This window comes from Aromatoleum sp. (assembly GCF_032027225.1).
Taxonomy (GTDB): Bacteria; Pseudomonadota; Gammaproteobacteria; order Burkholderiales; family Rhodocyclaceae; genus Aromatoleum.
The window spans coordinates 100359-124424 of the sequence record NZ_JAVSMM010000004.1 but is presented as its reverse complement, the minus strand read 5'-3'; the positions used below and the strand labels follow the sequence as shown (position 1 = coordinate 124424).

Annotated in this window: 19 protein-coding genes; 4 read left to right on the top strand and 15 right to left on the bottom strand. The window is 68.9% G+C overall.

The genetic code is table 11. The annotated features are described in order from the left end of the window. Positions 1-10: 10 nt before the first annotated feature. From ccsA to ROZ37_RS06730, 11 genes are all read right to left on the bottom strand, one after another. Complete coding sequence (ccsA, locus tag ROZ37_RS06780; protein WP_312658450.1) at positions 11-832, bottom strand: cytochrome c biogenesis protein CcsA; 822 nt, start codon at positions 830-832, stop codon at positions 11-13. Continuing rightward, positions 829-1683 carry a tetratricopeptide repeat protein gene (locus ROZ37_RS06775; protein WP_312658449.1) on the bottom strand — a complete coding sequence of 285 codons (855 nt, stop codon included), beginning with the start codon at positions 1681-1683 and terminating at the stop codon, positions 829-831. Before ROZ37_RS06775 ends, ccsA begins: the two co-directional genes overlap by 4 nt. After that, positions 1680-2597 (bottom strand): SUMF1/EgtB/PvdO family nonheme iron enzyme, encoded by a 918-nt coding sequence (locus ROZ37_RS06770; RefSeq protein WP_312658448.1) that lies wholly within the window; start codon positions 2595-2597, stop codon positions 1680-1682. Before ROZ37_RS06770 ends, ROZ37_RS06775 begins: the two co-directional genes overlap by 4 nt. Before the next feature lie 7 nt (positions 2598-2604). Continuing rightward, positions 2605-3414 carry an SUMF1/EgtB/PvdO family nonheme iron enzyme gene (locus ROZ37_RS06765; protein ID WP_312658447.1) on the bottom strand — a complete coding sequence of 270 codons (810 nt, stop codon included), beginning with the start codon at positions 3412-3414 and terminating at the stop codon, positions 2605-2607. Next, positions 3411-4412, bottom strand: a complete 1002-nt coding sequence (locus tag ROZ37_RS06760) for a cytochrome c biogenesis protein ResB (RefSeq protein WP_312658446.1) — start codon at positions 4410-4412, stop codon at positions 3411-3413. The genes ROZ37_RS06765 and ROZ37_RS06760 overlap by 4 nt, the downstream gene beginning before the upstream one ends. Continuing rightward, complete coding sequence (locus ROZ37_RS06755; RefSeq protein ID WP_312658445.1) at positions 4402-6843, bottom strand: cytochrome c3 family protein; 2442 nt, start codon at positions 6841-6843, stop codon at positions 4402-4404. Before ROZ37_RS06755 ends, ROZ37_RS06760 begins: the two co-directional genes overlap by 11 nt. Before the next feature lie 78 nt (positions 6844-6921). Then, the gene (locus tag ROZ37_RS06750) at positions 6922-8505 is read right to left on the bottom strand and encodes a B12-binding domain-containing radical SAM protein (protein WP_312658444.1); all 1584 of its coding nucleotides are present in this window, start codon (positions 8503-8505) and stop codon (positions 6922-6924) included. 147 nt (positions 8506-8652) lie between these two features. Next, a complete protein-coding gene (locus tag ROZ37_RS06745; RefSeq protein ID WP_312658443.1) occupies positions 8653-10014 on the bottom strand; it encodes an acyl-protein synthetase in 1362 nt (453 codons plus the stop codon). 10 nt (positions 10015-10024) lie between these two features. Next, the gene (locus tag ROZ37_RS06740; protein WP_312658442.1) at positions 10025-10372 is read right to left on the bottom strand and encodes a hypothetical protein; all 348 of its coding nucleotides are present in this window, start codon (positions 10370-10372) and stop codon (positions 10025-10027) included. 117 nt (positions 10373-10489) lie between these two features. Further along, complete coding sequence (locus ROZ37_RS06735; RefSeq protein WP_312658441.1) at positions 10490-13105, bottom strand: cytochrome c3 family protein; 2616 nt, start codon at positions 13103-13105, stop codon at positions 10490-10492. Positions 13106-13308: 203 nt separating this feature from the next. Next, positions 13309-14739, bottom strand: coding sequence for a diguanylate cyclase (locus tag ROZ37_RS06730; protein WP_312658440.1), 1431 nt, complete (start codon positions 14737-14739; stop codon positions 13309-13311). A 334-nt stretch (positions 14740-15073) separates the two neighbouring features. Between ROZ37_RS06730 and ROZ37_RS06725 the strand changes: the two genes are divergently transcribed. From ROZ37_RS06725 to ROZ37_RS06715, 3 genes are read left to right on the top strand one after another with little or no spacing between them, the layout of a single operon-like run. Continuing rightward, positions 15074-16345 (top strand): glycosyltransferase family 9 protein, encoded by a 1272-nt coding sequence (locus tag ROZ37_RS06725; protein WP_312658439.1) that lies wholly within the window; start codon positions 15074-15076, stop codon positions 16343-16345. After that, on the top strand, positions 16342-17547 hold the full coding sequence (locus ROZ37_RS06720) for an aminotransferase class I/II-fold pyridoxal phosphate-dependent enzyme (protein ID WP_312658438.1): 1206 nt from the start codon (positions 16342-16344) through the stop codon (positions 17545-17547). Before ROZ37_RS06725 ends, ROZ37_RS06720 begins: the two co-directional genes overlap by 4 nt. After that, positions 17544-19025 carry a radical SAM protein gene (locus ROZ37_RS06715; RefSeq protein ID WP_312658437.1) on the top strand — a complete coding sequence of 494 codons (1482 nt, stop codon included), beginning with the start codon at positions 17544-17546 and terminating at the stop codon, positions 19023-19025. Before ROZ37_RS06720 ends, ROZ37_RS06715 begins: the two co-directional genes overlap by 4 nt. Before the next feature lie 37 nt (positions 19026-19062). Here the strand turns inward: ROZ37_RS06715 and ROZ37_RS06710 are convergent, their stop codons facing one another. The 4 genes from ROZ37_RS06710 to ROZ37_RS06695 form a co-directional block, all read right to left on the bottom strand. Continuing rightward, entirely contained in the window at positions 19063-19410 is a 348-nt protein-coding gene (locus ROZ37_RS06710; RefSeq protein WP_312658436.1) for a DUF2249 domain-containing protein, read from the bottom strand. A gap of 109 nt (positions 19411-19519) precedes the next feature. After that, on the bottom strand, positions 19520-21343 hold the full coding sequence (locus tag ROZ37_RS06705; RefSeq protein ID WP_312658435.1) for a hypothetical protein: 1824 nt from the start codon (positions 21341-21343) through the stop codon (positions 19520-19522). Positions 21344-21686: 343 nt separating this feature from the next. Beyond that, a complete protein-coding gene (gene alr / locus ROZ37_RS06700; RefSeq protein WP_312658434.1) occupies positions 21687-22751 on the bottom strand; it encodes an alanine racemase in 1065 nt (354 codons plus the stop codon). A 136-nt stretch (positions 22752-22887) separates the two neighbouring features. Further along, positions 22888-23193, bottom strand: coding sequence for a hypothetical protein (locus tag ROZ37_RS06695; protein ID WP_312658433.1), 306 nt, complete (start codon positions 23191-23193; stop codon positions 22888-22890). A gap of 296 nt (positions 23194-23489) precedes the next feature. Between ROZ37_RS06695 and ROZ37_RS06690 the strand changes: the two genes are divergently transcribed. Next, on the top strand, positions 23490-23894 hold the full coding sequence (locus ROZ37_RS06690; RefSeq protein WP_312658432.1) for a TerB family tellurite resistance protein: 405 nt from the start codon (positions 23490-23492) through the stop codon (positions 23892-23894). Positions 23895-24066: the final 172 nt, after the last annotated feature.

The window sequence follows — 24066 nt, the reverse complement described above, 5'->3', positions numbered from 1 at the left end:
CGGGGCGTAGTCAGATCGCCCCTTTGTGCAGCGCGCGCGAAACGAAGGGAATGCCGAAAAAGGTGAAGAACGCGACGGCGAACGTCACGATGATCAGGATGGCGTTGGTTCGCGGCCGGGTCCGGAACGAGGCGCGCAGGTGCAGCGTCAGGCCGATGCACAGCCAGGTCACGAGCGACCAGACTTCGAGCGGGTCCCACGACCAGTAGTGGCCCCAGGCGTCCTGCGCCCAGATCGCGCCGGCGACGATGCCGAGCGTATCGAAGATCAGCGCCAGTGCCATGCAGCGATGCGCCGTTTCATCGAGCACCGCGTCGGCGGGAAGCGTCGCAAAGCGGTCGCCGCCGATGCCGCGTTCGCGCAGCAGGATGATTCCGGCGATACCGAGCGCGATCAGCGCCGCGCCGAGGAACAGCTTGATGAACGCGATATGGATGAAGAGCCACACGGTGTCGTAGGTCGGCGGCAACGACGTGACCTCCATCGGCGGCAGCAGCATCCAGCCCATCACCATCATCACGAGCGGCAGCACGACCGCGGCGAAGGCGCGCACGCGCGGCAGCAGCGCGTAGCCGACGACGACCGCCGCCATCAGGCCCCAGACGTTTGCCGAGAGCATCTCGAACATGTTGCCGACCGGCAGATGGCCGACACGCGTCCAGCGCGCGCCGATCGCGGCGGTGTGCAGCAGCAGGCCGACGGACATCAGCGCGAGCAGCGTGCGCTCGGGTCGGCGCCGGAACACGAGCGCCCACATCGCCACCGCGGTCGCGAGCGCATAGGCGACGAGCGCCGACCAGAATGTACCGAGTTCGATCGCGACGAGGTTCATGGCTTGAACAGTTCCGGGAAGCGGTCGCCCGCCTTGATTTCGTATTCCATCGTGCCGTCCGCGCGGGCCGTTTCAGGGCGCTGCATCTTGACGCCGACGCCGCGTCCGTCGCGTTTCACTTCCTCGGCGGTAAAGCCGGGCGGGATGCCGCGTGTCGGACCCCACGGGCCGCGTCCGAGTTGTGCTTCCCATTCCCAGATCGCCGAGCGGGCCTGCGCGACTTTCAGCCGGTACGGATCGGGGTTGTCCACGACATGCAGGAAGCTGCGCATCCCGCCGAGCGCCGCGTCGAGTTCGCCCAAGTCCTCCGATGCGGACGCGAAGCCGAAATAGGCGTCGGCGAAGCGCGGGTCGAGGTCGATCGCCCGCTCGTAGTAGAAGCGCGCTCCGGCCGCGTCGCCCTGGCCCTGCAGCGCGCGCCCCATCTGCACGTATGCACGCGGGTCGTCCGGGGCGAGCGGCCCGGCGCGGTTGATCTGCTCGACCGCGTCCGCGAATCGCCCGGCGTCGATCATCGTTTCGGCCTCGGCCAGCAGTGCGGCGGCCTGTTGCGCGCGCGCCTGACGGACGTGGCCCTCCGGATCGACGCGCGGGTCGGCGAGCGGTGCGGCTGCCGGCGGCGTTTCCGGCACGCGCCGCGCGGGTGCGGCCTCGAGGCCGGAAAATGCGCCTTTGGTGCCTTGGTCGGCGACCGCCTTCGTCGATCCGGCGACCCCACGGCTCGGCAGCAGCGTCACGAGATACGCGAGCGACGCGATCGAGATCGCGACGAACACGAACGCGAGCGCGCGGACATCGCGCGGGCGCCTCGCGCTGCGCCGACTTTCGCAAGCAGCGGTGGCGGCGGTCATGGCTGAACGACCTTCGCGCTACCGCGGGCCAGCATCGCGCGCAGCGTTCCCGCGTCGAGCGCGAAGCGCGTACCGTAGCAGATGAACGTTCCGCTCGGCTTGCGCAAACGGCGCTCGGACACCGAGATCGCCTGCGGCTCCGAGCCCCAGCGTCCGCCTTTCAGGATCTTCATCGGCTCGTCGAGATCCTTGCGCATCGAGCCGTGTAGGGCCAGCGGCGGGTTGCGCATGCCGTCCTGCAGCGCGGCGTCGAACGCCATGCTGTACCAGTCGGCCACGTACTCGAAGACGTTTCCCGCCATGTTGTACGCGCCGTGCGGCGACCGGCCTTTCGGATAAGCCGTCACCGGCATCGGATTGCACGCGGCGTCGAACGAGAAGCCCGCGTACGTGTCGTCCGAGTACTCGTCGCCCCACGGCCAGGTGCGCCGGTCGGTGCCGCGCGCGGCCTTTTCCCATTCGGCCTCGCTCGGCAGGCGAAAGCCCATCCAGCGCGAGAACTCGTCCGCGAGCTGCCAGGACAGATGCGTGACCGGGAGGTCGCGTTCGGGCTCGACGAGAAAGTAGCGGCCGTCCTTCGCGCGCTGGACTCCGCAGCCCTCGGTCTCGCCGTCCTTGTACTGCTTGGCGAAGCGCGTGACGCCGGAATTCATGAAACGCTCGAAGTCGCGCGCCCGCGCCTCGTACTTGCCGATGTAGAAGCTGTCGAGCCACACGCGCACGTCGCGAAACCGCGGCTCGCCGGCAGCAAGCTGCGTGATGTCGCCGGTCTCGACCGAGTACCAGAACCATCCTTCGGGCACGAGCACGAACTCGACGCCGTTCGCGATCACTTCGCGCGGCAGCGGGGCTGGAGCGGCCGCCCCGGCGGGGGCGGCGACGAGCACCGCGAGGGAGATCAGGAGGAAACGCATCGTGGTCCTATTCACTGCGGACGAGGCGGAAGCCGATGGTCGGGAGCGCGTCGCCGGGCGCATACCGGCTGCGGTTCCCGCAGCGCATGTGCATCACCTCGGAGCGATGGCTGCCGCCGCGGATCACGCGCTCGCCCGCCGGGTCCGCGGCGCGCGGGTTGAACAGCGCGTGCCGCGCGTAGGCGTCGGTGGCGTAGCTGTCGTCGGTCCATTCCCAGACGTTGCCGAGCATGTCGTGCAGCCCGAATCCGTTCGCCGCGAGCTTCCCGACCGGGCGCGGCGAGGCGTCGCCGTCTTCGTTCCGGTTGTACCACGCGTATCCGACGGCTTCGCGTCCGCTCGGGGCCGGCTCCTCGGCGGCACCGCCGCGACACGCGTATTCCCATTCGGCTTCCGTCGGCAGGCGGAAGCGGAACTTGTCCGCGTGGGCGGCGGTGAGGCGCTTGGCGAAATTGCGCGCCTGCTCCCAGCTCACGCTGGTGACGGGCTGATCCGGCTTGCCGGGTGACACCTTTGCGTGCATCACGCGCTGCCAGTCGCGATTGCGCGTTTCGTACCGGCTGATCCAGAAGCCGTCGACGCAAACCTCATGGCGCGGATGCTCGTCCGCGGCGAGGTCGGGCGTGGCGCGCAAATGCTGGAACATCGTGTCCGCCGGCAGCGCCACCTCCTCGTCGGTCCCCATTTGGAAGCAGCCTTTCGGAACCCAGACGAAGGGCAGGCCGGTTTGCGGTTCGATCCAGGTCCGCGGGCCGCTTTGCGCCTGCGCTCCGGCGCACAGCAGCAGGCCGAGGACGAGGGGGAGGCAGCGCGTCACTTGGAGTTCTCCTGCGAAGGCCGGCGCCGCAGCAGCCGGGCATAAAACCACAACAGGCTTGCGATCGCGACGATCGTGGTCGCGACGAGCCATGGCTTCGTCGGGTCGTAGATGATGCGGTAGCCCATCCACGAACCGAGGCCGGTGTAGGTCAGCTTTCCGCCGTCGAGTTCGGCGGTCTCGCCGGGTCGCAGCTCCCGACGCTCGTCCCCGACGCGCAGCACGAGATGGTGGGGCATCCCGGCCGCGCCGAGTCCGGACCGTTCGCCCGACTGAGGCTCGGGCAGACGGTCGAAATCGAGCATGACCCAGACTTCCGGGCCCGCGGGCAGCGGCCACGCGCTCGCCGGCGCGTAGCCGCCGCCATCGACTTCCTGCAATTGCACGGTGCCGTATTCGACGTTGCCTGCGGCCGGTTGCCAGCGGAATACCGGCGAGAACCCGCGCCGCGCGGACGTGTAGATGCGGTAGCCGTCGAGCACGAGAGGCGTGTCGTCGCCGATCTCGGCGACTTCGCTGCGGCCCGCGTCGTCCCACCAGCGCACCGCGTTGTAGGTTGCGTGGTAGTCGCCGCGCTCGGGGAATCTCTCGGTGAATCCCTCGTTCGCGAAGCGCAGCGTCGACAAGCGACCCGGGTGAAGCGGGCCGCGTGCCTCGGTCAGCAGCGTGTGATCGAATTCGGTGTCGGCGGTCAGCGTCGTTGTTCCTTCGAAGTAGGTCAGTCGCGCGATCGTGAAGAGAATCACGAGCGCGACGAGTGCGAGATGGAAGACGAGCAGCGGCAGGTCGCGCCGAAAGCGCGCATTCGTCGCGACCGACGCGGCGAGGTTGACGCCGAGCAGAGCGAACGGCGGCAACATGACGGCGGTCGGATTCCATCCCGCTTCGGCGACCGCGAGCGCGCCGGCGCCGAGCAGCACGAAGATGGCGACGGTCCACCGCGGCGATGCGAGTCCGACGAGCAGGCGCCGCGCGCGAGGGAGAGCATCAGCTTCCACCGTTCTCACAGGTGCTGCTCATCCAGTTTTCCGAGTCGCTGCCGCTGCTGCCGCAACTGCCGATCTGCCACGCGGTGCTGCGCGACCAGGTCTTGATCCGCAGGATCGCGCGATAGTAGTAGGGCTCGATGGTCACGCGGGTCGTGCCCGAGACGTTCGTGCACGCGTCGCTATACCCCGCGCCGCCTTCACGCTGCACGCACGCGAGGTTCACGAGGAAGGCCTTGTTCTTCCAGCCGTGCGGAATCGCGATATGGCAGCTCGTGCAGGACGAAGCCTGCTTCGACGAGAAGCTGTGGCTCGCGTCACCGTTGCGGAAACCGCCCGCGGTGTTCGCCGGGTTGTGGCAACGGCCGCAGATCGAGTTGTCGCTGTTCGTCGCATCGACGGTATTCGGCTTGACCGCGTTGCTCCAGACGCCCTTCAGCAGGAAATCGTTGTTCGACCCGTGCGGACCCTGCACCGTCGGTTCGCTGAGACCGGTCGCATTCGCGCCGTGGCAGTCCGAACAGTGCATCGTCTGGTAGCCGACGTTGTCGTGCGTATTGAACGGCGCGCGGATGTTCGAGAACGCGCCGACGGTCGTGCTGTTCGTGCGCTCCTGCGGGGTCCGGCCGGTCGGCATCATGACGGGATGCCACGAGCGGTGGTTCGTGTCGCTGGGTTCGAACGTCGTGCCGTTGCCGAGCTCACCCTGGTCGCGGCCGCTGGTCGGGGGGTCGGTCGCATTGACGGCGAATTCGGCGGCGACGTTCGTGTAGCGGTTGAGTCCCATCGTCCCAGCGGGTGTCCCGCCGGTGTAGCCGAGTGCAGGCATGTTGCCCCCGGCGGTGCCGCTGTAATCGGAATGGCACTTGAAGCACAGCTGGTATTCACGCGTCAGGTAGGGCTGCGTGCGCGCGGTGCTCGGGTTCGTCCCCGGATCGCCGCTTTTCACGGTGTAGGTCGGTACCTGCGGCCATGACGTGACGATCCCGTACGTGGGCTCGACGCCCCAGGCGCCGCGCAGCACGCCCGATGCCACGTTCCCGTCCGCGCCCTTGAGGCCGCTCGTCCCGCCCGCGGTGTGCGTGCGGCTGTTGCTGTTCGCATCGCCCGGCTGACCCGTGAAGAGGCTGTTGCGGATCACGCGATGCGGGTTGTGGCAGTCGGTGCATTCGGCATGACGGGTCGCGTGGTTGCCAAGGCCGAGCTTGTCCGGCGTTTCGATGAAGTTGGCGTCGGAGATGTCGTGGCGCTCGGTCGTCGCCAGGCCGTTGCCCTGCTCGGACGTCGTGATCGGCATCCGCCGCGTGCGAGCGAATTCGCTCTTGATGTTCGGCACGGAGCCGTTCCCGACGTCGATCACCTTGCTCGCGCCGCCCTGATGGCACTGGTAGCAGGTTTCCTCGATCGCCGAGGAGCCGGCGGGCTCACCGCTGAAGCCGCCGCTGAAGCTGCCGGAGGTCGTCCCATCCGAGCTGCCGGCCACTCCTTCGCGCAACAGGCGGCGCGATCCCTGCACCGCGTGGGTGTCGTGACAGTTGAGACAGGCCGCTTCCCACGCCTTCGTTCCGGTCGGAAATTCGCGTCGGGTCGCCGCGTCGAGAGTGTAGGTCTCGTCCGCAACGGTCGAACTCGCGTGCGCGGAGTTCGACCAGCTCGCGCCGAGCTTGTTGTGACAACCGAGACAGATCTGGTCGTTGGACGGGTTGAAGGTCGTGCCGGGAGCCGCATTCTTCTGCAGCCGGTTCAGGCGGAGGAACTTGCTCGCCTCGAGGTGCGGGTCGTGGCAACTCGTACATTGCACCTTGCCTTCGTGGTCGAGCGGCAGCATGGGCCGCACGGCGCTGCTGCGTTGTCCGACGACGGTTTTGCCGCCGGCCGAGTACGGGGGGTCGCGCAATTCGCCGTCCGAGGTGGCGAGAGGGGTGTCGAACCTGAACGAGATCGGATGATCGTTGCGCAGGTCGATGCCGAGGTTGCGCGTGAAGCCCGACGTCGCGCCGGCGCCCGCGGGCATCGTGCCGGTAAGGCCTGCTACGGCAGCCGGGTCGGATCTGCCGTCGAGCACTCCGACGGTTCCCAGCGCCATCGTGCCGTCATGGCACGAGAGGCACAGCTTGGAACTGCCCCCCGGCTGCGACAGCGCGCCGAGGATCCTTTCCGTGTCGAGCGAGTTCGACGTGTACGGGGTGTAGGTCGCGCTCGACAGCTTGCGGTTCCACAGCGGCGCCGGCGCCGACGTGTTGGCGGCATGCGGCGTGTGACAGAACACGCAGATCTGGTCCTCCGCCGTCGCCTTCGTCGTCTCCGGGCCGCTTGCCGACAGGTTGTGCTTCGTTACCGCGATGTTCGCTTTGGTGTTGAGTTGCGCCGGGGCCGCCGCGACGTAGGCGAGCAGCGCCAGCGCGACGAGCGCCGGGACGCGGATCTGGCGAAGTGTTTGCATGACCGTTCGTCGGCCGTGGGTATGGGGTCGCAAGATCGGAAGACGCAAGATCGGCTCGGGCGGCGGCGCGTGGCGGGATCAGGGAATCGGCGCGAAGGTGCGCGCCTCGCCCTGACGGAAGTCGCGCTTCGCCGCACTGACTTTCTTCAGCATCGCCTTGACTTCGTCGGGCATGCGCTTGGCGCTGGCCATGTCCCGCATCTGGTTCGACAGGTAGGAGTGATTGATCAGGATGTCGAACACCGACAGCATGAATTCGCGCTTCCAGTCCGACAGTTCGTCGAGGTTCTGGAATTTGTGCATGAAGAAGTTGCGCGATGCGCGGCCGAGCTCGCGCTCGACTTCCTCGAGGGTCATCGCCTCGGGTTTGACCACCGGCTGCACGAGGTTGTACTGGCTGTAATCCTTTACCGCGACGTGCTTCTCGAGCTGCGGGTAGAGGTCCGCGTACGGCCACGGCGCGATCGCGAGGAAGAACGCCATGTCGGGGTTGTAGAGTTTCGCGAGCTCGACCGCGTCGTGGAAGGTCTGCGGCGTGTCGCCGGGCATGCCGAGGACGAACGAGGTTTCGGAGACGATGTCGGCGCCGTTGATGATTTCGATCGCGCGGCGGGAGTCCTCGGCCTTCGAGCCTTTCTTGAAGAGGTCGAGCGTCGCCTGTTCGCCGGCCTCGACGCCGACGTAGATGTGCTCGACGCCGGCGAGCGCGTAGCGGTCCATGATGTCCTCGTCGCGGACGATGTCGTCGACGCGCGTTTCCATCAGCAGGCGCACGCCCGGCTTGCGCTTGATGATCAGGTCGAGGATGCGTTCCCAGCGCTTGCGGTCGAGCGTCGGGATCTCGTCGGCGAGCATCGCGACCTGGACGCCGTATTTAGCGTGCAGCATTTCGAGTTCAGCGACGAAGTTCTCGGGACTCCTCGCGCGCCAGCCGCGCCGCCAGAAGAGCTTCTGCGAGCAGAACGAGCAGTCCTGCTGGCAGCCGCGCGCCGACGACACGATCGCGAGTCGGGCGTCCTTCTTTGCGCGGTACTTGTAGATCGGCCATTCGACGAGATCCCACGCGGTGGGCAGCGCGTCGAGGTCGCGGATGAAGCCGGCCGAGCGGGTCGCGATGACGCCGCCGTCGCGCCAGAACGAGATGCCGGCGACCTTCGCCGGGTCGTCGCCGGCGTTGAGGCACGCGAGCAGTTCCGGCAGCGTGCGCTCACCTTCGCCGCGCACGACGAAGTCGATCGCGTCGTGGTCCGCGCGCAGCATTTCCTCGTAGCAGAAGGTCGCGTGCACGTTGCCGATGACGGTGACGATTTCGGGGTCGACCGCCTTCGCGAGCCGAAGCAGGCCGGTCGCGGCGACGATCGCGGCGGTGAAGGCCGACGTGCACACGACGTCGGGGCGAAAGTCCTCGAGCCGCTTGCGGATGTCGTCCGCGTTGTGCCACAGGGACATCGCGTCGTAGTAATCGACTTCGTAGCCGGCCGCGCGCAGCGACCCGGCGATATAGACGAAGCCGACGTTGAGCCAGGTGCCGGCGGATTCGACGACGCCGGAATGGTAGGGGACGGTGACGAGCGCGACGCGCTTGATCTGCCGCGGGCGCGGGATTGCGGGGGTGGTTCGCGGGGGCGGAACGAAGGTCAGCGGGGAGTGAGGCGATTTCATCGTGTCTGGTTTTCGGTTCCGGCGCTCTCGGCGGGCAAAAGCGGCGGATGGTAGGTGAGCGGTGCGTGGGTCCTGTTGATCGGGATCAACGCGCCCGGCATTCCCGAGAAAAATGTCATGGGAATTATCCGTGAGGCCGAAACATGGTCAGCTCGCGGGCATTTCGGACCGGTTCGGAGCGGCTGCGTCGCGCCCGCGGGGAAGCGGATTCGCGAGCATCTCTTCAGTGAGTTCGTCGCACGGACAGACCGGCGGCGTCATCGGCAGCGGGGCGGGCGGGGCGCCCGGGCGGCGCGAGCGCGCGAGACCCATCTTGAACTTGATCGAGAAATTCACGTACGCCTCGAGGAAGCGGAAGATCCGCTTGTCGCCCATCGGCCCGACGACGCGCTCGGACGGCAGCGGCGCGAGCTTGCCGTCGACGAGCTTCGCGCGGCCGACGATCTGGAAGTCGCCGTCCTCGCCGACGTAGCCGAGGTTGTCGGTCTGCACGCCGAGGACGGTCGGCAGGTTCGCCAGGTCGTAGTGGCGCAGCAGCCCGATTTCGCCGGCCGGCAGCGGACGCAGCGTTTCGACATCGACGACTTCGACGCGCGCCCACGGCGGCACCTTGCGCCGCCGCGCCGACGGCCGCCCGCGTACCGCGGCGCGCAGGGTGTCGTCGAAGTAGCCGGTCGCGGTCTCGGCCATGCCGAGCACATTGACGCAGTGGGACGCGGGAATGCCGAGCACCTCGGTGGCGAGGCGGAAGAAGTCGTCCTGCGTGAGCTCACCGAAGCGGCCGCGGTAGCCGCCGCCGTCGCCGATGCGGCTCCCGGCCGGCAGGCGGAAGGTGAGACCGCGCGTTTTGCAGGCGTTGAAGAAATAGACGAAGGCCGACGTCGAGCCGATCATCGCGACCGGCACGCCGGTCGACTCGGACTGCTCGAGCGCGGCGATCAGCGCCTTGATGTCGAGGCCGGAATAGTCGAGCAGGAAGCGGCTGTCGGAGGCGCCGAAATGCCGCCGCGTCTCATCCATGCCGATCGCCATGCCCATCGACGGTGCCATCTCCGGGCTCGGGGCGAGGATCAGCACGCGGCAGCGCTGGCCGTCGGCGAAGTCCGGGAAAAGGTAAGCCGCAGTCATCACGCGGTTGGCGGTCAGCACGAGTTCGCGGCCGACCTCGTCGCGGAAGATCTGGCCGCGTCGGTTCGCGGTCGTGCCGCTCGTGAGCTGTGCCATGACGGCCTGCTCGAATGGGAATGAGGTGACGATCGCCGACTTGAACGCGTCGGTCGGAAAGGCGGGAATTTCCCGGAAGTGGGAAATGCGTTCCGGATGAGTTCCTTTGGCATCGCAGAACTGGCGGTATGCGCCGTTCTTCTCGTACTGCCACGCGAAGAGCTCGAGCGCGAGTCCGTCGAACGGCGTGGGATCGCCGTCGACGCCGGCGGCGAGCATCGCGCCGATGCGTTGCGCGAGCGCGTCCCGAACCGGATCGGGCGCGGCGACTGCGGGCTGACTCATCGTCGAATCCTCACAGGCCCCACGCGACGACGAAGCCGGTGCCGATCAGGAAGGACGTGCCGAGGACCGCGTGCTTGATGATCAGCAGCCGCTTCTTGATGTGCTTCATGCCGCTGCCGTCCCAGCTGCGGTAATAGAAGAAGCGGAACACGCCGGTCAGGATGATGCAGCCGAGCGACCCGAGCGTGACCCAGAAGAAGAGATCGACGAGTTCCGTCATCAGCGTGAGCTGCCCGCCGTCGAGCGCGGGATCGGCGGCGCGCTGGCGGAGCACGAACATCGTGACGAAGCCGCCGAACCACAGCCCCGTAAACAGGTCGTGGGAAAAATCGTTGATCAGGATGAGCCAGGGTTTCATGCGCCGTCGGACCGGGAAAGGTAGCGGCCGGATCAAGCAAGAATCGAGCCTTTCACCTTGATCCGAGTCGCGCCGATTCGGTCCCCGGTGCCTACATCGAACGACGTCTCGCTCGGCTCATGGCGGATTCATGCATGTGTTCGTCATCCAGTCGCGGCCGGTTCCGGTGGTGTTGCCGGTGCCGCCCTGGCTGTTCGGGATGCGGTCGCCGATGACCTTGCCCGCCGAGCCGCAGTCCGTTTCGCTCCAGTTCGCGTTCTGGCGGAAGGTCACGATCTTGAGCTTCGCGTTGCGGTAGTAAGGACCCTGGTTGTATGTGTCGTTGCTGCTGCTCGTCGCGACTTCCTTGCTGCCGCTTTGTCCCGCCTCGGCGCCGACGTCATTGAGGTTCGCGAGCAGCGACTTGTTCTTCCAGCCGTGCGGCACCGCGACGTGGCACCAGTTGCAGCGGGACTGGTTGAGCTTGTCGGCGGCGCTATGGACGTGATGGCCGTCGCCGCGGCTCGTGCGGAAACCGGTCGTGCCGCCGCCGCTGCCATAGACGGTCGAATGGCACTTGAAGCACAGCGCGTTGCTCTGCCCGCTGCCGGTGCCCGTGTCCCACAGCCCCTTGAGGAGGAAGTTGTTCGTCGAGCCGTGGGGCCCCCAGGCGCTGCCGGCCGCCGGCGTGATCGAGCCGCCGGCGGTGTTCGAGCCGTGGCAGTCGGTGCAGTGCATCGTCTGGTTGCCGACGTTCGCGTTCCACGGTGCCAGCCACGAGTTTGCGCTCGCGTTGTTGCGCTGCGCGGTCGTCCGCCCGGTGGTGTCCATCACCGGGTGCCAGGAGCGGTGGTTGTTCGTGTTGTAGCCGGCGCCGGCGTCGGTGCCCTGGCTGCCCGGCGCGCCCTTGTGGGTCAGCGGCGCCTGGAATTCGCGCGCCTGGTTCGTGTAGCGCGTGTACAGGTTGCGCGACGTCACGGTCGAGGGCGTGCCCGGGCTGCCGAGCTCGGGTCGCGTATTGCCGCTCGGAAACAGGTTGTCGTCCGGATACGCGTAATCGGAGTGGCATTTGAGGCAGACTTGGTACTCGCGCGTGACCCACGGGCTGCCGACCGCGGTGCTCGCGCCGATGCCGCCGTTGCCCTTTTTCTCGGTGTAGCTGTTCGGCAGCGCGAAGAAGCTGCGCAACCCGTAGAGCGGCTCGACGCCGAACGTGCCGCGCAATGCGCCCGACGCGAGGTTGCCGTTCGGACCGCCGGGCGTGTGCGTGCGCTGCGTGTCCAATCCGCTGCCGTTGAATATGCTGTTGCGCAGCACGCGATGCGGGTTGTGACAGTCGGTGCATTCGGCGTGCCGCTTCGTGATGTCGATCTGCCCGAGCGTCTCGCGGTCCTCGACGAAATCGCTGTTCCGGATGTCATGGCTCTCGACGCCGGACTTCTGTTCGGACGTCGTGATCGGCATGTGGCGAGTGAGGTTGAAATCGGACCGGATGTCCGGCACGACGCCGGTCGCCGTGCCGATCACGCTGTTCGCGCTCGTCGTATGGCACTGGTAACAGGTTTCCTCGATCGCCGACGCGGTATTCGGCGCCCCGGACGAACCGAGCTTGTAACTGCCGATGCCAATCCCGCCGGTGCCGCCGGTGATGCCTTCGCGCAACAGCCGCCGGGTGCCCTGCACCGCATGCGTGTCGTGGCAGTTCAGGCAGGCCACCTGCCATACGGCCGTGTTCGCCGGGAATTCCCGCCGCGTCGCCGCCTCCGGCTTGTAAACCTCGTCCGCGATCGTCTGCGACGCATGCGACGACTGCGCCCACGCGAGGCCGAGCTTGTCGTGGCAGCCGAGACAGATCTGATCGTTCGCCGAATTGAACGCGCCGCCGCTCGGCGTGACGGCTTGCAATCGGTTGAGCCGCAGGAACTTTGCGGCCTTCAGGTGCGGGTCGTGGCAGGTCGTGCATTGCACCTGCCCGGCACCTCCCGTGCCGGTCGGCTGCAACGGCAGCAGCGGCCGGTATCCCGGGCCGCGAATGCCGATCACGCGGCCGTCGCCGGGCGGGTGACGTTGCTGCGCGTCCATCGCGCGCAGCTCGCCGTCGGCGGTCGCAAGCGCATCGTTGTACGTGAATGAGATCGGGTGGTCGTTGCGCAGGTCGACGCCGAGGTTGCGCGTGAAGCCGCTCGTCGCGCCTTGCGGGCCGGCAGGCATCGGCGCGGAGAGCCCCTCGACCGCGACGTTGGCTTTCCCCCCCAGCACGCCGACGGTACCGAGCGCCATCGTGGCGTCGTGACACGACAGGCACAGCTTCGAGCTGCCGCCGGGCTGCGCGAGCGCGCCGAAGATCGTTTCAGCGTCGAGCGAGTTCGACGTGTAGGGCGTATAGGTCTGGCTCGACAGCGAGCGGTTCCACAGCGGCGCGGGCGCGGCGGCGTTAGCCGCGTGGGGCGTGTGGCAGAAGACGCAGATCTGGCTTTCGCTCGTCGCCTTCACTGCGCCGGCGATCGGGTTCGAGACCGACAGGTTGTGGCGGGTCGACGCGATGTCGGATTGCTGCGCGGTGGCCGGAAAGCTCGCGAGCGCGCCGAACGCGAGCAGCGCCGCCGCAACGCGCCCGCCGGCGTGAAACCAGTCCCGCGCCGGCAGCGCTCGCGCACGCACGGACGCGTGCGAGCCGGGCATCGCGATGCTGCGCGGCGGCACATGTGCGTCGAAGGATCTCGGCTCGGGGGCGTTGTCGGGCGATTCGTCCATGGCATCCGCGGGCATCCCGGCGCCCCGACGGGCGGTTCCCGTCGGGCCTGGGCGTCAGGCGGCTTTCCGGACGCGGCCGGTGGGACGCCTGGCGTTTGTGGGACCGGGCGCGGCGAAGGTTCCATGTCGCGACCGGAAAGCCGAATGCGGATCATTATCGCGGCCTGGCGGGCGAACGGGAAGCTTGCGGGAGCAGAACGTGACTAATTCGACACGCGCTCGTCGTGGCTGTCGTCGTGCTTTTGCAGGTAAGGGAAGGTGCGGCGATCCGCGCCCAGCACGTGCTGGGCGATCACGTCGTACGCGAGGAACTGGAACAGCTCGATCGCCGGCGCGTCATCGTGGAGGATCAGCGCGTACATGCCGTCGGCCTTGTCGAGCAGCCGTGCGTGCTCGGCGGCATGGGCGCGGCGGTCCGGGACGCCGGTTTCGGCGTGCACGCGCTCCTCGTCGATGAAGTGCCGACGGACTTCATCGAGCAGCTGTTGGACGATGCCCAGGGTTTCCTCGCGTGGCGCGCCGCAGACGATTGCGTCGAGCAGGAGATTCGCATGCTCGAACAGTCGCTCGTGCTGCCCGTCGAGCAGCGGGTGTCCGCCGCGATACGCTTCGCGCCAGTTGAGTTGCAACGGTGCGTTCCGGGACCTTCCGAGGCTCGCGCGCAGGCCGGTGAGCTGATCGCAGACGACGCTGTTGCGGCCGGCGCTTTTCGCCTTGTAAAGCGCGCGGTCGGCGTTGGCGAACCACGGCTCGAAGCCCGCGCCGCATTCGTACTCGGCGACGCCGATGCTCACCGTGACCGCAAGGTTTTCGCCGAACGTCGCCGCGGCGATGTGATCGCGGATCTTGTGCGCTAGCCGCTCCGCCTCGTGTAGCGGGGTGTCCGGCGCGAGGACGACGAACTCTTCTCCGCCCCAGCGGGTGACGGTGTCCGCGCGACGAATGCCGCTGCGGATGCAGCAGACGAGGCCGACGAGCACGCGGTCGCCGACGGCATGGCCGTGGCTGTCATTGAGGGCCTTGAAGTGGTCGACGTCGATGATCAGCATCGACACCGGAAAGCCGTGACGTTCGGCGCGCGACATCTCGATCAGCGCCGAGTCTTCGAGATGACGGCGGTTCCACGCGCCGGTCAGCCGGTCGGTGTAGGCGAGGCGCTCCATCTGCTCCAGCGCGCGCTGCAGCTCGCCGTTCCGCTCCTCGACGGAGGCGAGGCTCGCGCGCGTGTCGTCGTCGCACGGCTGGGACGCCACCACTTCGGTCGCGGTGAGGCAGGTTGCGATCGCTTCGCCGTCGCTGTTGCGCAGCGGATAGCGGACCGTCATGAAACGCCGACGCCGCCCGCGGATCCGGCCTTCCTCGAAGAAGCTCGCCGGGCCGGCCTTGGTCGCGAGGGCGTCGACGCGCAAGAGCTCCGCGCCGTCGACCCTTCGCAGCACGTCGTTTTCGTGGCGGCCGAGGAGCTCGTCGACGGGCAGGCCGATCGTGCTCGCGAATTGCGCGTTGGCGAAGAGATAGGCTCCCTTGCGGCTCACGACGGCGATCAGCGTCGGCGACTGCTCGATGAGGGGGTGCAGCAGCGACTCGCGGAAGTCGTCTTCGAAGGTGTGCGACAAAGACCGGTTTCCGCTCATGCGTTGCGCTCCTGTCCGCCCCGTTCTGGTGAGGGCCTGCGTTGTCGGGCGGTTCGGGCGCTGTTCGCCCCGCACCGCGATCGTGATCATGCCGCGCCAAACCTCACGATATGTGTCCGGCATCGTAACAGGCGTTTCGCGTCATCCGATCGCGCTCGCAGCCCGTAATGGGTATCGCGCCACTCCTTCCGCGAAAGCGCGGTATATTCCGGCCGCGGCGCGACGTGCAAACCCGTTCCGTCGTGCCCGCGCTCTTGATGCCGATGTTCCCTTACGTCTTCTTCCGTCCGTTGTTTTCCTCGTCGTCCGATCGGCTCGATCCGATCCCCGCCAGATGATCGGCCATGACACTTTCCGCCGGCTCGACCGCTGGCTGGGCGTGCCCGTGTGTGCGGCACTGACGCTGCTTCGCCGCGCATACCGCTGCGCGGGGCCGCGTGCGCCGATCGCGGAGACCGCCCCCCGGCGCGTGCTGTTCGTGCAGCTCGCAGAATCGGGGAGCATGGTGCTGGCCGACCCGGCGCTCCGCGCGCTCGGCGCGCGCACGGACGCGGAAACCTGCTGCGTGACGTTCGCGCGCAACCTCGGGAGCCTCGCGATCACCGGGACGCTGCGCGGCGAAAACGTGTTCCTGATCCGCACCGGGTCGGCGAGCGAACTCGTGGGCGACGCCTGGCGCTTTCTCGTCTGGGTGCGCCGGCGCGAGATCGACGCGATCGTCGACGCCGAGCTCTTTTCGCGCATCACCGCGGTGCTGTGCGTCCTCACCGGCGTGCGGCGGCGCGTCGGCTTCCACCGCTTCGACGGTCCCGGTCCGTACCGCGGCGATCTCTACTCGCATCCGGTGGCGTTCGACCCCGGGCGGCACATGGCGCAGAACTATCTGCGGCTCGTCGATGCGCTGCTCCCGCCTGCGGACGGCGCGGCGCCGTTCCCACGCAATGCGATGGATGCGCCCCGCATCGAATCGCGCAGCGTGACGCCGGGCGAGCTTCACGTGGTGCGGGCCAAGCTCGCGGCACGCGTCGGCCGCCTGCCCGCGCGACTGCTGCTCGTCAACGCGAACGCGAGCGAGCTGCTGCCCCAGCGGCGCTGGCCGGCGGCGAATTTCGCGGGCTTGATCCGCGACGTGCTCGCGGAGTTCGACGATGTCCGCGTGCTCCTGATCGGCGCCGACGAGGATGCGGCGACGACGGCCCTGATCTCCGCGGACGTCGGTGACGCGCGCTGCGTCGACGTCGCGGGCCTCTTCACGCTCGCGGAACTGCCGGCGCTGTTCAGCCTGAGCGCGCTGCTGGTCAGCAACGACTCCGGGCCGGCGCACTTCGCCGCGGTCAGCGTGCTGCCGGTGATCGCGCTGTTCGGGCCGGAAACGCCGTCGCTGTTCCGACCGCTTGGCAACGCGGCGGTGATCAGCGCCGGACTGCCGTGCTCGCCATGCGTGAATGCCGGCAACCAGCGACGCACGCGCTGCAAGGACAACCAGTGCATGAAGCGGATTACCGTCGCGCAAGTGTCCGGCGCGGCGCGCGCGGTGCTCCTCGCCGGGGTCGCGAGTCGGCCGGCGGAGTTGATCGACGCGCGCTGCGCGGGAGCCGAAGCGTGATCCCGCGCCGGCGCATTGTGTTCGAGTTCGACGATCTCGCGGATGCCGTCCGCGCGCTGCTCGCGCCGCCCGAACGGGCCGAAGCGGACGTCGCTGCGTTCGAACGCGCGTTCGCGCGCCGTGTCGGCGTGCCTCACGCGCTCGCGACCGCGAGCGGGCGCGACGCGCTCGACCTGATCCTCGACGGCCTCGGCCTTCGCGCCGGCGACGAGCTGATTGTTCCCGCCTACACGCTCGGTGAGCTCCTGCCGCTGATCGCTGCGCGCGGCATCGTCGCGGTGCCCGCCGACACTGACCCGGCGAGCCTCAACGTCACGCCCGACAGCGTCGCCCGCCGGCTGGGGCCGCGCACGCGCGCGGTCCTCGTCGTGCATCTGCTCGGTGCACCGTGCGACATTCGGGCGATCTGTGCGCTCGCGGACGAGCACGGTGTCCCGGTTATCGAGGACTGCGCCCATGCGCTCGGCGCGCGGATCGACGGGTGCTCCGTCGGCGCTTTCGGTCGCGCCGCACTGTTCAGCCTCGAAGCGACGAAGCCGGTCGCGGCGTTCGGTGGTGGCGTGTGCGCGACGACGGACGACGCGCTCGCCGCCGCGATCCGCGCGCGCTTGTCCGGCCGCCGTCGACGCGAATGGCCGGCGGTGCGCAAGGCGCTCGTCAAGTTCGCTGAGGAAATGGTCGTGCGCAGTCCCGCCTACGGATTTCTCGCGCGGCTGATGTTCTCGGGCCGGCGTGCCGGCCGTTTCGATCGCTTCTATCGCCGCGCGCACGAACGCGTCCGCGGCGTGGCCGGCGCCTTCACGGGATTCCAGGCGCGACTCGCGCTGCGCCGCCTCGCGCGGGTGGACGCGCGCGATCGGCGGTTGAACCGGCTGCGGGACGAACTCGTCGCCCGGCTGCCGGCGCGCTTCGTCGTGCAGCGGCGCGACGGCATCGGGACGCCCGCGTGCTACAACCTCGTCGCGCTGTACGATGGCGACGTCGTCGCGCTGCGCGCGGCGGCGCAGCGGGCCGGGCTCGATCTGGGCATCGGCGGCGAGGTGATGGACGACACTGCGAGAATGCTTGGCTTCGACGACTGCCCCGGCGCCGCGCATGCATATTCGCGCGCGGTGCAGATTCCGCTTCACGACCGGATGTCGCGCCGCCGGCGCGAGCGGATCCTCGCGACGCTCGACCGCGTCACAGGGGAGTTGCGATGAACGTGGGCGAAGTCGCCGGGACGGCCTCCGCCTCCGGCGTGAGCGCCGAAGCCATACTGTCAAATCGCTCGGGCGGCGTCGTGCTGTTGCGCGTCGATCGCGAAGCGGCGCGGCACACCGGCCACCCGCGCCATCTGCACCCGGCGCTCGATCTGAAGTACATCCAGGCGCGGCTCGAAGACGCGCTCGGCGCGCCGGTGCTGCTCTTCGATGGCTGGCTCGGCCGCTTTTCCGTCGAACAGTCGATCGCCGTGGTGCTCGCGTGCCGCCCTCGCTACGTCGTGATCCGCGCGGTCACGTGGTGTCTCGAAGAATCCGTGCGGGTGGGGGCGGCGTTGCGCGAGCATGGCGTCGTCACGATTGCGGTCGGCCAGCAGGTGCAGCACGTCGCGCGCACCGGGTTTCCCGGCTGGGACCGCGCCTTCGATCTCGTGCTGCCCGGCGAGCCGGAAGAGGAGGTGCCGCGCCTCGTATTGCGCTTGCGCGCCGGCGAGCCGCTCGCCGCGTTGCAGGCTGAATGCCGCCGTCGTCTCGACGCGGGTGTCGCCGAACTCGTCCGCGAACCCGACGCGCTGCCGTTCCCGCGCTTCGGCAAGCGCGAACTGCGCGATTACGCGTTTCCGTTCCCGGTCCGGGGCCGGCCGGTCGCGCGCTGGGGCTATGTGTTGACGAGCTGGGGATGTCCGCGCCCGTGCCGCCATTGCACCGCGATCGTGCGCAAGAGCGTCGGCCGCGACTTGCGCGAGCGCGACGTCACGCGCGTCGTCGATGAGGTGCTCGCGCTGCGCGACGCCGGTGCGCAGGCGATCGCGTTCGAGGACGACTCGCTCCTCGTGCACCGCGCGCGCTTCCTGCGGCTTGCCGACGAACTGGTGCGTCGCGGCGTCGCGCTGCCGTGGATGGCGAACGCGCGGCCCGACGAACTCGATGGGGAGCGGGTCGATGCGGCCCGTGCGGCCGGCGCGGCGCTGCTGAAGGTTGGCGTCGACAGCGGCTCGCCGCGGCTGATCGAACACCTCGGCAAGACCGGCGATGGGCCGGGCTGGATCGCGGCGACCGAGCGTGGGTTCGCGCTGCTCGAAAAGAGCGGGATCGGCTCCGTCGCGCTGTTCATGATCGGGATGCCGGACGAGACGCTCGCCGACGCCGAATCGACGCTCGCGCTCGCGCGTCGCATCCGTCCGGACTACCTGCAGGTGCAGTTGTACCGCGCCTACCCGGACGTTGCGCTGTGGGACGAGTTGCCGGAGACGGCGCGCACCCGCTCGGCCGACTATCACTATCTCGCGGCGGAGAGCAACTGCAGCCGGATTCCGGCGGGAGAACTGATGCGACTGCAGCGCCGCTTCTACCGGACGTTTTATTTACGCCCGGGGTTCGCGGCGCGACACCTCGCGCACCACTGGCGGTACTACGTGTCGTTGCGCGCAGTGGGGCGCGCGCCGGCCGCGCTCGCGTATCTGCTGCGCGGCCGGTAAGGGACTGCCGGGGGAATCGGCCTTGCGGCCGGAGCGCTCAGTGACCCGAGCAGCCGCAGCCTCCGCCGCCGCCGCCGCAACCACCCGCGCGCGGGGCGCTCGCTTCCGGCGCCGCTGCCGGCTCTTCGGCGCCGAGCCGGATCGCGAAGTCGATGACGATGTTGCCCGGTTCGCGCGCGACGTAGTTGATCTGCACTTGCGAGCCGTAGCGCTGCTGGATCTGGCCCAGCAGCGGCAGCGGGTCGTGGTCGTTGACGAAGCGCATCGTCTCGCCGTCCTGCAGCGACTCGAGCGCCCCGAAGATCGCCGCGTGGCGGAAGCGCTTGGCGACGCCGCGGGCGTCGAACGGAAACACGTTGTTGTCGAAGATCGGAAGGTCGCTCATCTGTAGGGTCCTCAAGGGTTGGGTGCGGCAAGGGCCGCATGGGAGGAATCCTAGGCAGCGGCCGGGGGCGTCGCCTTGAGTTAAAACAAGAAATTCGGCGCCCGAATCCTCACTCCGAAATCAGGAAGCGCTCGTCGACGAGGCGCGCATCGTCGAAGTGGCGCCGGCCGACGAACGCGGTCGCGTGCCGCCCCCATTGCCGCATCGCGCCAGGGTTCGCGATGCCCATCGGCCAGAAGACGAAGCGTTCGGCCCGCTCGCTGCCGGCGACGAAACCGTCCGGGCCGTACAGGCTGCGCCGGCTGCCGTCGATGCGCGGCAGGCTGCGCAAATCGTCGTCGGGCACGAGCGAGTAGCGGATCGCGTCGCCCGTCGGGAACGAGGCCTTGTCGTCGCGATCCGGTTCGGCCGCCGGCGACGAGGCTTTTTCATAGCGCACGCGCTCGAGGTAGTGCGTGCCCGCGGCGACCCTCAGCACGACGTGCTCGCCGGGCGCCTGGCGCGCGACCCGTTGCGGCACGAAGCGCCATTCATCGAGCGTCGATGGGGCCGGCCGCGGCTCGGCACGCGGCGTCGGAAAGAAGAAGTGGTAGCAGCCGCAGCCGTGGATGCTGTCGAACAGCACCGGCTCGCCATCGGGCGCGAGCGTCACGCGCCACACGAGGGCGTCGAGATGGCCGCCGAGAAGATCGAAGCGCCCCTCGCGCGGTCGTGCCGGAAACCACGCGGTGTAGACGAGCTGCAGCAGTACGCGGTCGGCGACGCGCGTGCGGGCGGCACGAAAGAAAACCGCGGGTTCGGCGGTGTCGACGGCGGCCGGACCGCTTGCCGGCCAGCGCGGCCGGCCGAGGCGGTCGTCATCGGTCGCGACGTCGATTTCGAACACCGGCGCATACGCTGCGGCGAGCCGGCGCAGTGTCGGCGCGTCGGGATAGGGGGCGTGCAGCGGATTGGCCGACGCGCTGCGAAGCATCGTTGCGATGAGGGGGCGGTCGGGGAGCGGCGCGGGCGCCGGCGCGAAACGCAGCAGCCGGCCTCGTCGCGGCAGCAGTTCGAGTGGCAGCGCGAAGGTGCTTTCGACGTTGCGCTCGAACGCACGCACCCCGGCGGCGAACGGGATGCGCGTCAGCGGATAGAGGCCGAGGACGCGGCGGACGAGGCTGTAGTCGTCCGGTACGGTCGCCGCGGCGCGCAGCGAGTCGAACCGCGTCGGGCGCGCATCGGGCGGGACCGGGAGGGGCGCGGCGTTCCTGAGCTTCGCTTCGTCCGATTCCGCTTCGGATCCCGTGGCGCCGGTTAAGCGGGGTTTGGCAGAGCGGGCTTGGAGGGCGTCGATGCCGAGGCGGTCCCGCGCCGCGCGGTCGGCTTCGGCGAGATCCGCTTCGACGAGGACGTCGCGGCACCGGTCGAGCGCCGCCGTGAGCTTGTGCCCGCCCGGGGCTGCCGGCTGCGGCCTGTCGCCTGCCGCGTGGGTGTCCGCGTTGCCGCCGCGCGCGTCGCGGGCCAGCGCGGCGCGGGCCGAGCCGGAAAGGTTCGAGAATTCTGCGGCGCGCGCTTCCTCGTCCAGTGTGGCGAGCCGGCCGATCCAGAACCGCTGCGCGTCCTGCTCGCCGATTTCGTCGCGGAAGCTCGCGAGCAGCCGGTCCGCACGCAGGTACGGCAAGCCGCGAATGCGCGCCGCCATCGCATCGCCGACGCTTTCACGCGCGACGGCGGCGTCGGCTTGTTCGAAGAGCGCGATACAACGCGCGGCTGCGCTGTCCGCTCGCGGGCGCGGCTGCGGTGTGGCGCACGCCGTGAGCGCGCAGACGAGCGCGACGGTGAGCAGGATAGACGGGCGGCGGACGATCGGGGCGAGGCGCGCGCGGCGATGCGGCATCCACGCCGCAACGGCGCCACGGAAAAGCGGACGGCGATCGCGGCACTGGGGCATCGGGCGGCCTCCCGGGGAAAGCTCACGAACGCTCGTTGGACCGCAGGGCCCGCGAATCGGCAGCCGTGTCGGAAAGCGCGGCGCGCGAATTCTTTCTCGGGACGCTGGGTTGGCGAATTCCCTCTCGGGGATCGGCAGGGAACGACCCGGGCCGCCGGCTTGCCACTTGCTGTAGTCGCAGCCGCAGGGCCGTCCCCGTTCGTTACCGGGATCCGTCCTCCGCCGCCCGATCGAACGCGTTGGGCGCCCCGCGATCGTCCCTCTTCGGTAGCCGAGCCGACCAGCGGCAGTCGGAGGGGCCGGTGCAAGTCGCGCGGACGGCGTCCTGCTCTCGCCGCGCGCGTTACCCGCCGGAATATTCGAAGCGCACCCGCTTCACGTTGCACAGCAGTTCGTACGAGATCGTGTCCACCGCTTCGGCGATACGATTCACCGGGATGTTCCCGCCCCAGAGCTCGACGCGGCTGCCGAGGCCGGCGTCGGGGAGGTCGGTGAGGTCGATGGTCAGCATGTCCATCGACACGCGTCCGATCAATCGGGTGCGGATGCCGTCGACGGCGACCGGCGTGCCGTTCGGAAGGGCGCGCGGATAGCCGTCGGCGTAGCCGAGCGCGACGAGGCCGACGCGGGTCGCGCGCTCGGCGTGGAAGCGGGCGCCGTAGCCGAGCGGCGCGCCGGCCGGGATCTCGCGGATCGCTATCACCGCGCTTTCGAGCGTCATGACCGGGCGCAGCCCGTTCGGCTCGGCGGGCATCGGATCGGCGCCGTAGAGCAGGATCCCCGGGCGGGCCCAGTCGCGGTGTGCGGCGGGCCAGCCGAGGATCGCGCTCGAGTTCGCGAGACTGCGCGGGCCGGGCAGGTCGCGCGTCGCGCTGTCGAACGCGGTGACCTGTTCGGCGGTCGCGATGACGTGCGGTTCGTCGGCGCGGGCGAAATGGCTCATCAGCGTGATGCCGCCGACCTTGCCGCTGTCCTTGAGGCGCTGCCACGCCGCGCGCAGCTCGTGGGGCAGGAAGCCGGCGCGGTTCATGCCGCTGTTCATCTTGAGCCACACTTCGAGCGGCAGCGCGGGCTTTGCGTGGTCGATGATGCGGATCTGCTCGGCGTGATGGACGACGATCCACAGGTCGTGGCGGATCACTTCGTCCAGTTCGTCCGGCGTGAAGATCCCTTCGAGCAGCAGGATCGGCTGTTCGATGCCGGCCTCGCGGAGTTCGAGCGCTTCTTCGAGGAATGCGACCGCGAAACCGTCCGCGTCGGCCGCGAGCGCACGGGCGCACTGCACCGCGCCGTGACCGTAGGCGTTCGCCTTGACGACGGCGAGCGCCCGCCCGCCATGCAGGCGGCGGGCGAGGAAATAGTTGTGACGCAGGGCGTCGAGGTCGATCAGGGCGCGGGCGGGTCTCATGCGACGGGGCGGCACGGCGTGGTGAGCGGAGCCGCTACTTTGCCACAACGTACGACCCGGATCACATGACGAATCGCTGCGGCGGCTGCCTGTGCGCGCCGCGAGAGAACCGGCAGCGGACGCCGGCCGGCAAGCATCATTCCTTCTTCCAGCGGTCGTGGCCGATGAATTCGTTCCAGTTCAGGAAGCCGTCGCGGTCCGCGTCCATCCTGTCGAAATTCGCGCCGATGTACTCGAAATGCGCGGCGACTTCCTCGCGCGACAGCCGCTGATCCTTGTCCGCATCGGCGCTGTCGAAGCGCTCGACCGCCTTCTGCTGCGCCGCGCGGCCGACGTCTCCGCGACGCCCTTCCTGGTCGAGCGACGGAATGCGGGTTTGCGCCACGGCAAGGAGCGGCGCGGCGAGGGCGACGGCGAGGATGAAGCGGACTACGGCACGCATGAGGGCTCCGGCGGGGGGGGGGGGACGGCCGTCCGAGCGCAGCCGCGGACGCGATATTCCGCCAAATGGGCGGCAGTGACAATTGGGGGGCGACGGGCGACCGGCCGGACCGGCAGTTGCAAGAAGTCCGGTGACGGGCGGTGGCAAGTGCAAGTGCAAATGCAAGTGCAAATGCAAGTGCAAAGGCAGTCAGATGCAAGCGGGTGCGGGCGGTCCGCACTCCTGCGCGATACCCGTGCGGAAACCAATCGCATCGGGATGTGGTCCATCGAGGCCAACCACTCTCTTTCGGAATCGTGAAACCCATCAATCTGGACGAACAACGGACGGTCGCGGTCGAACTCGTCGCGCAGGTGATGCTCGCCGACGGCATGCTCGCGAACCGTGAGGTCGACGCGCTCGACCGGCACGGCATTGCGCAACTCCTGGGCGTTCCGCGCGACGCGCTCGTCGAAGCCGTGATCGAGCGTTGTCAATGGGCGCTCGATCGCAGCGGCCCTGAGAGGACGCCGCGCCTCGTCGACATCGAGGAGTTCGAGCGGACGCTCGACCGGGTCACCGACCCCGAACTGCGCGACCTCGTCTGCCGCGCGATGCTCGTCCTCGCAAAGTCCGACGGCGTCATCAGTCAGCCGGAGCAGACGCTGCTGCGCAACATGCTGACGCGCTGGGAGATTCCGCTCGAGCAGTTGCGCGACTGACGCCGCGCCCGTTCCCGTGCACGGATCGTTGCGCCGGCGCCGGTCGGTGTGATCGACTTCGCGACCGCGTAGATTCACGCCTTGCCGATTTCCGCCGAGCCCGTATCATCCGCGGGCGGTTTCATCGCCGCACGTATCACGACGCCGGCTGAGGCTGGTCGAAAGGGGCCGT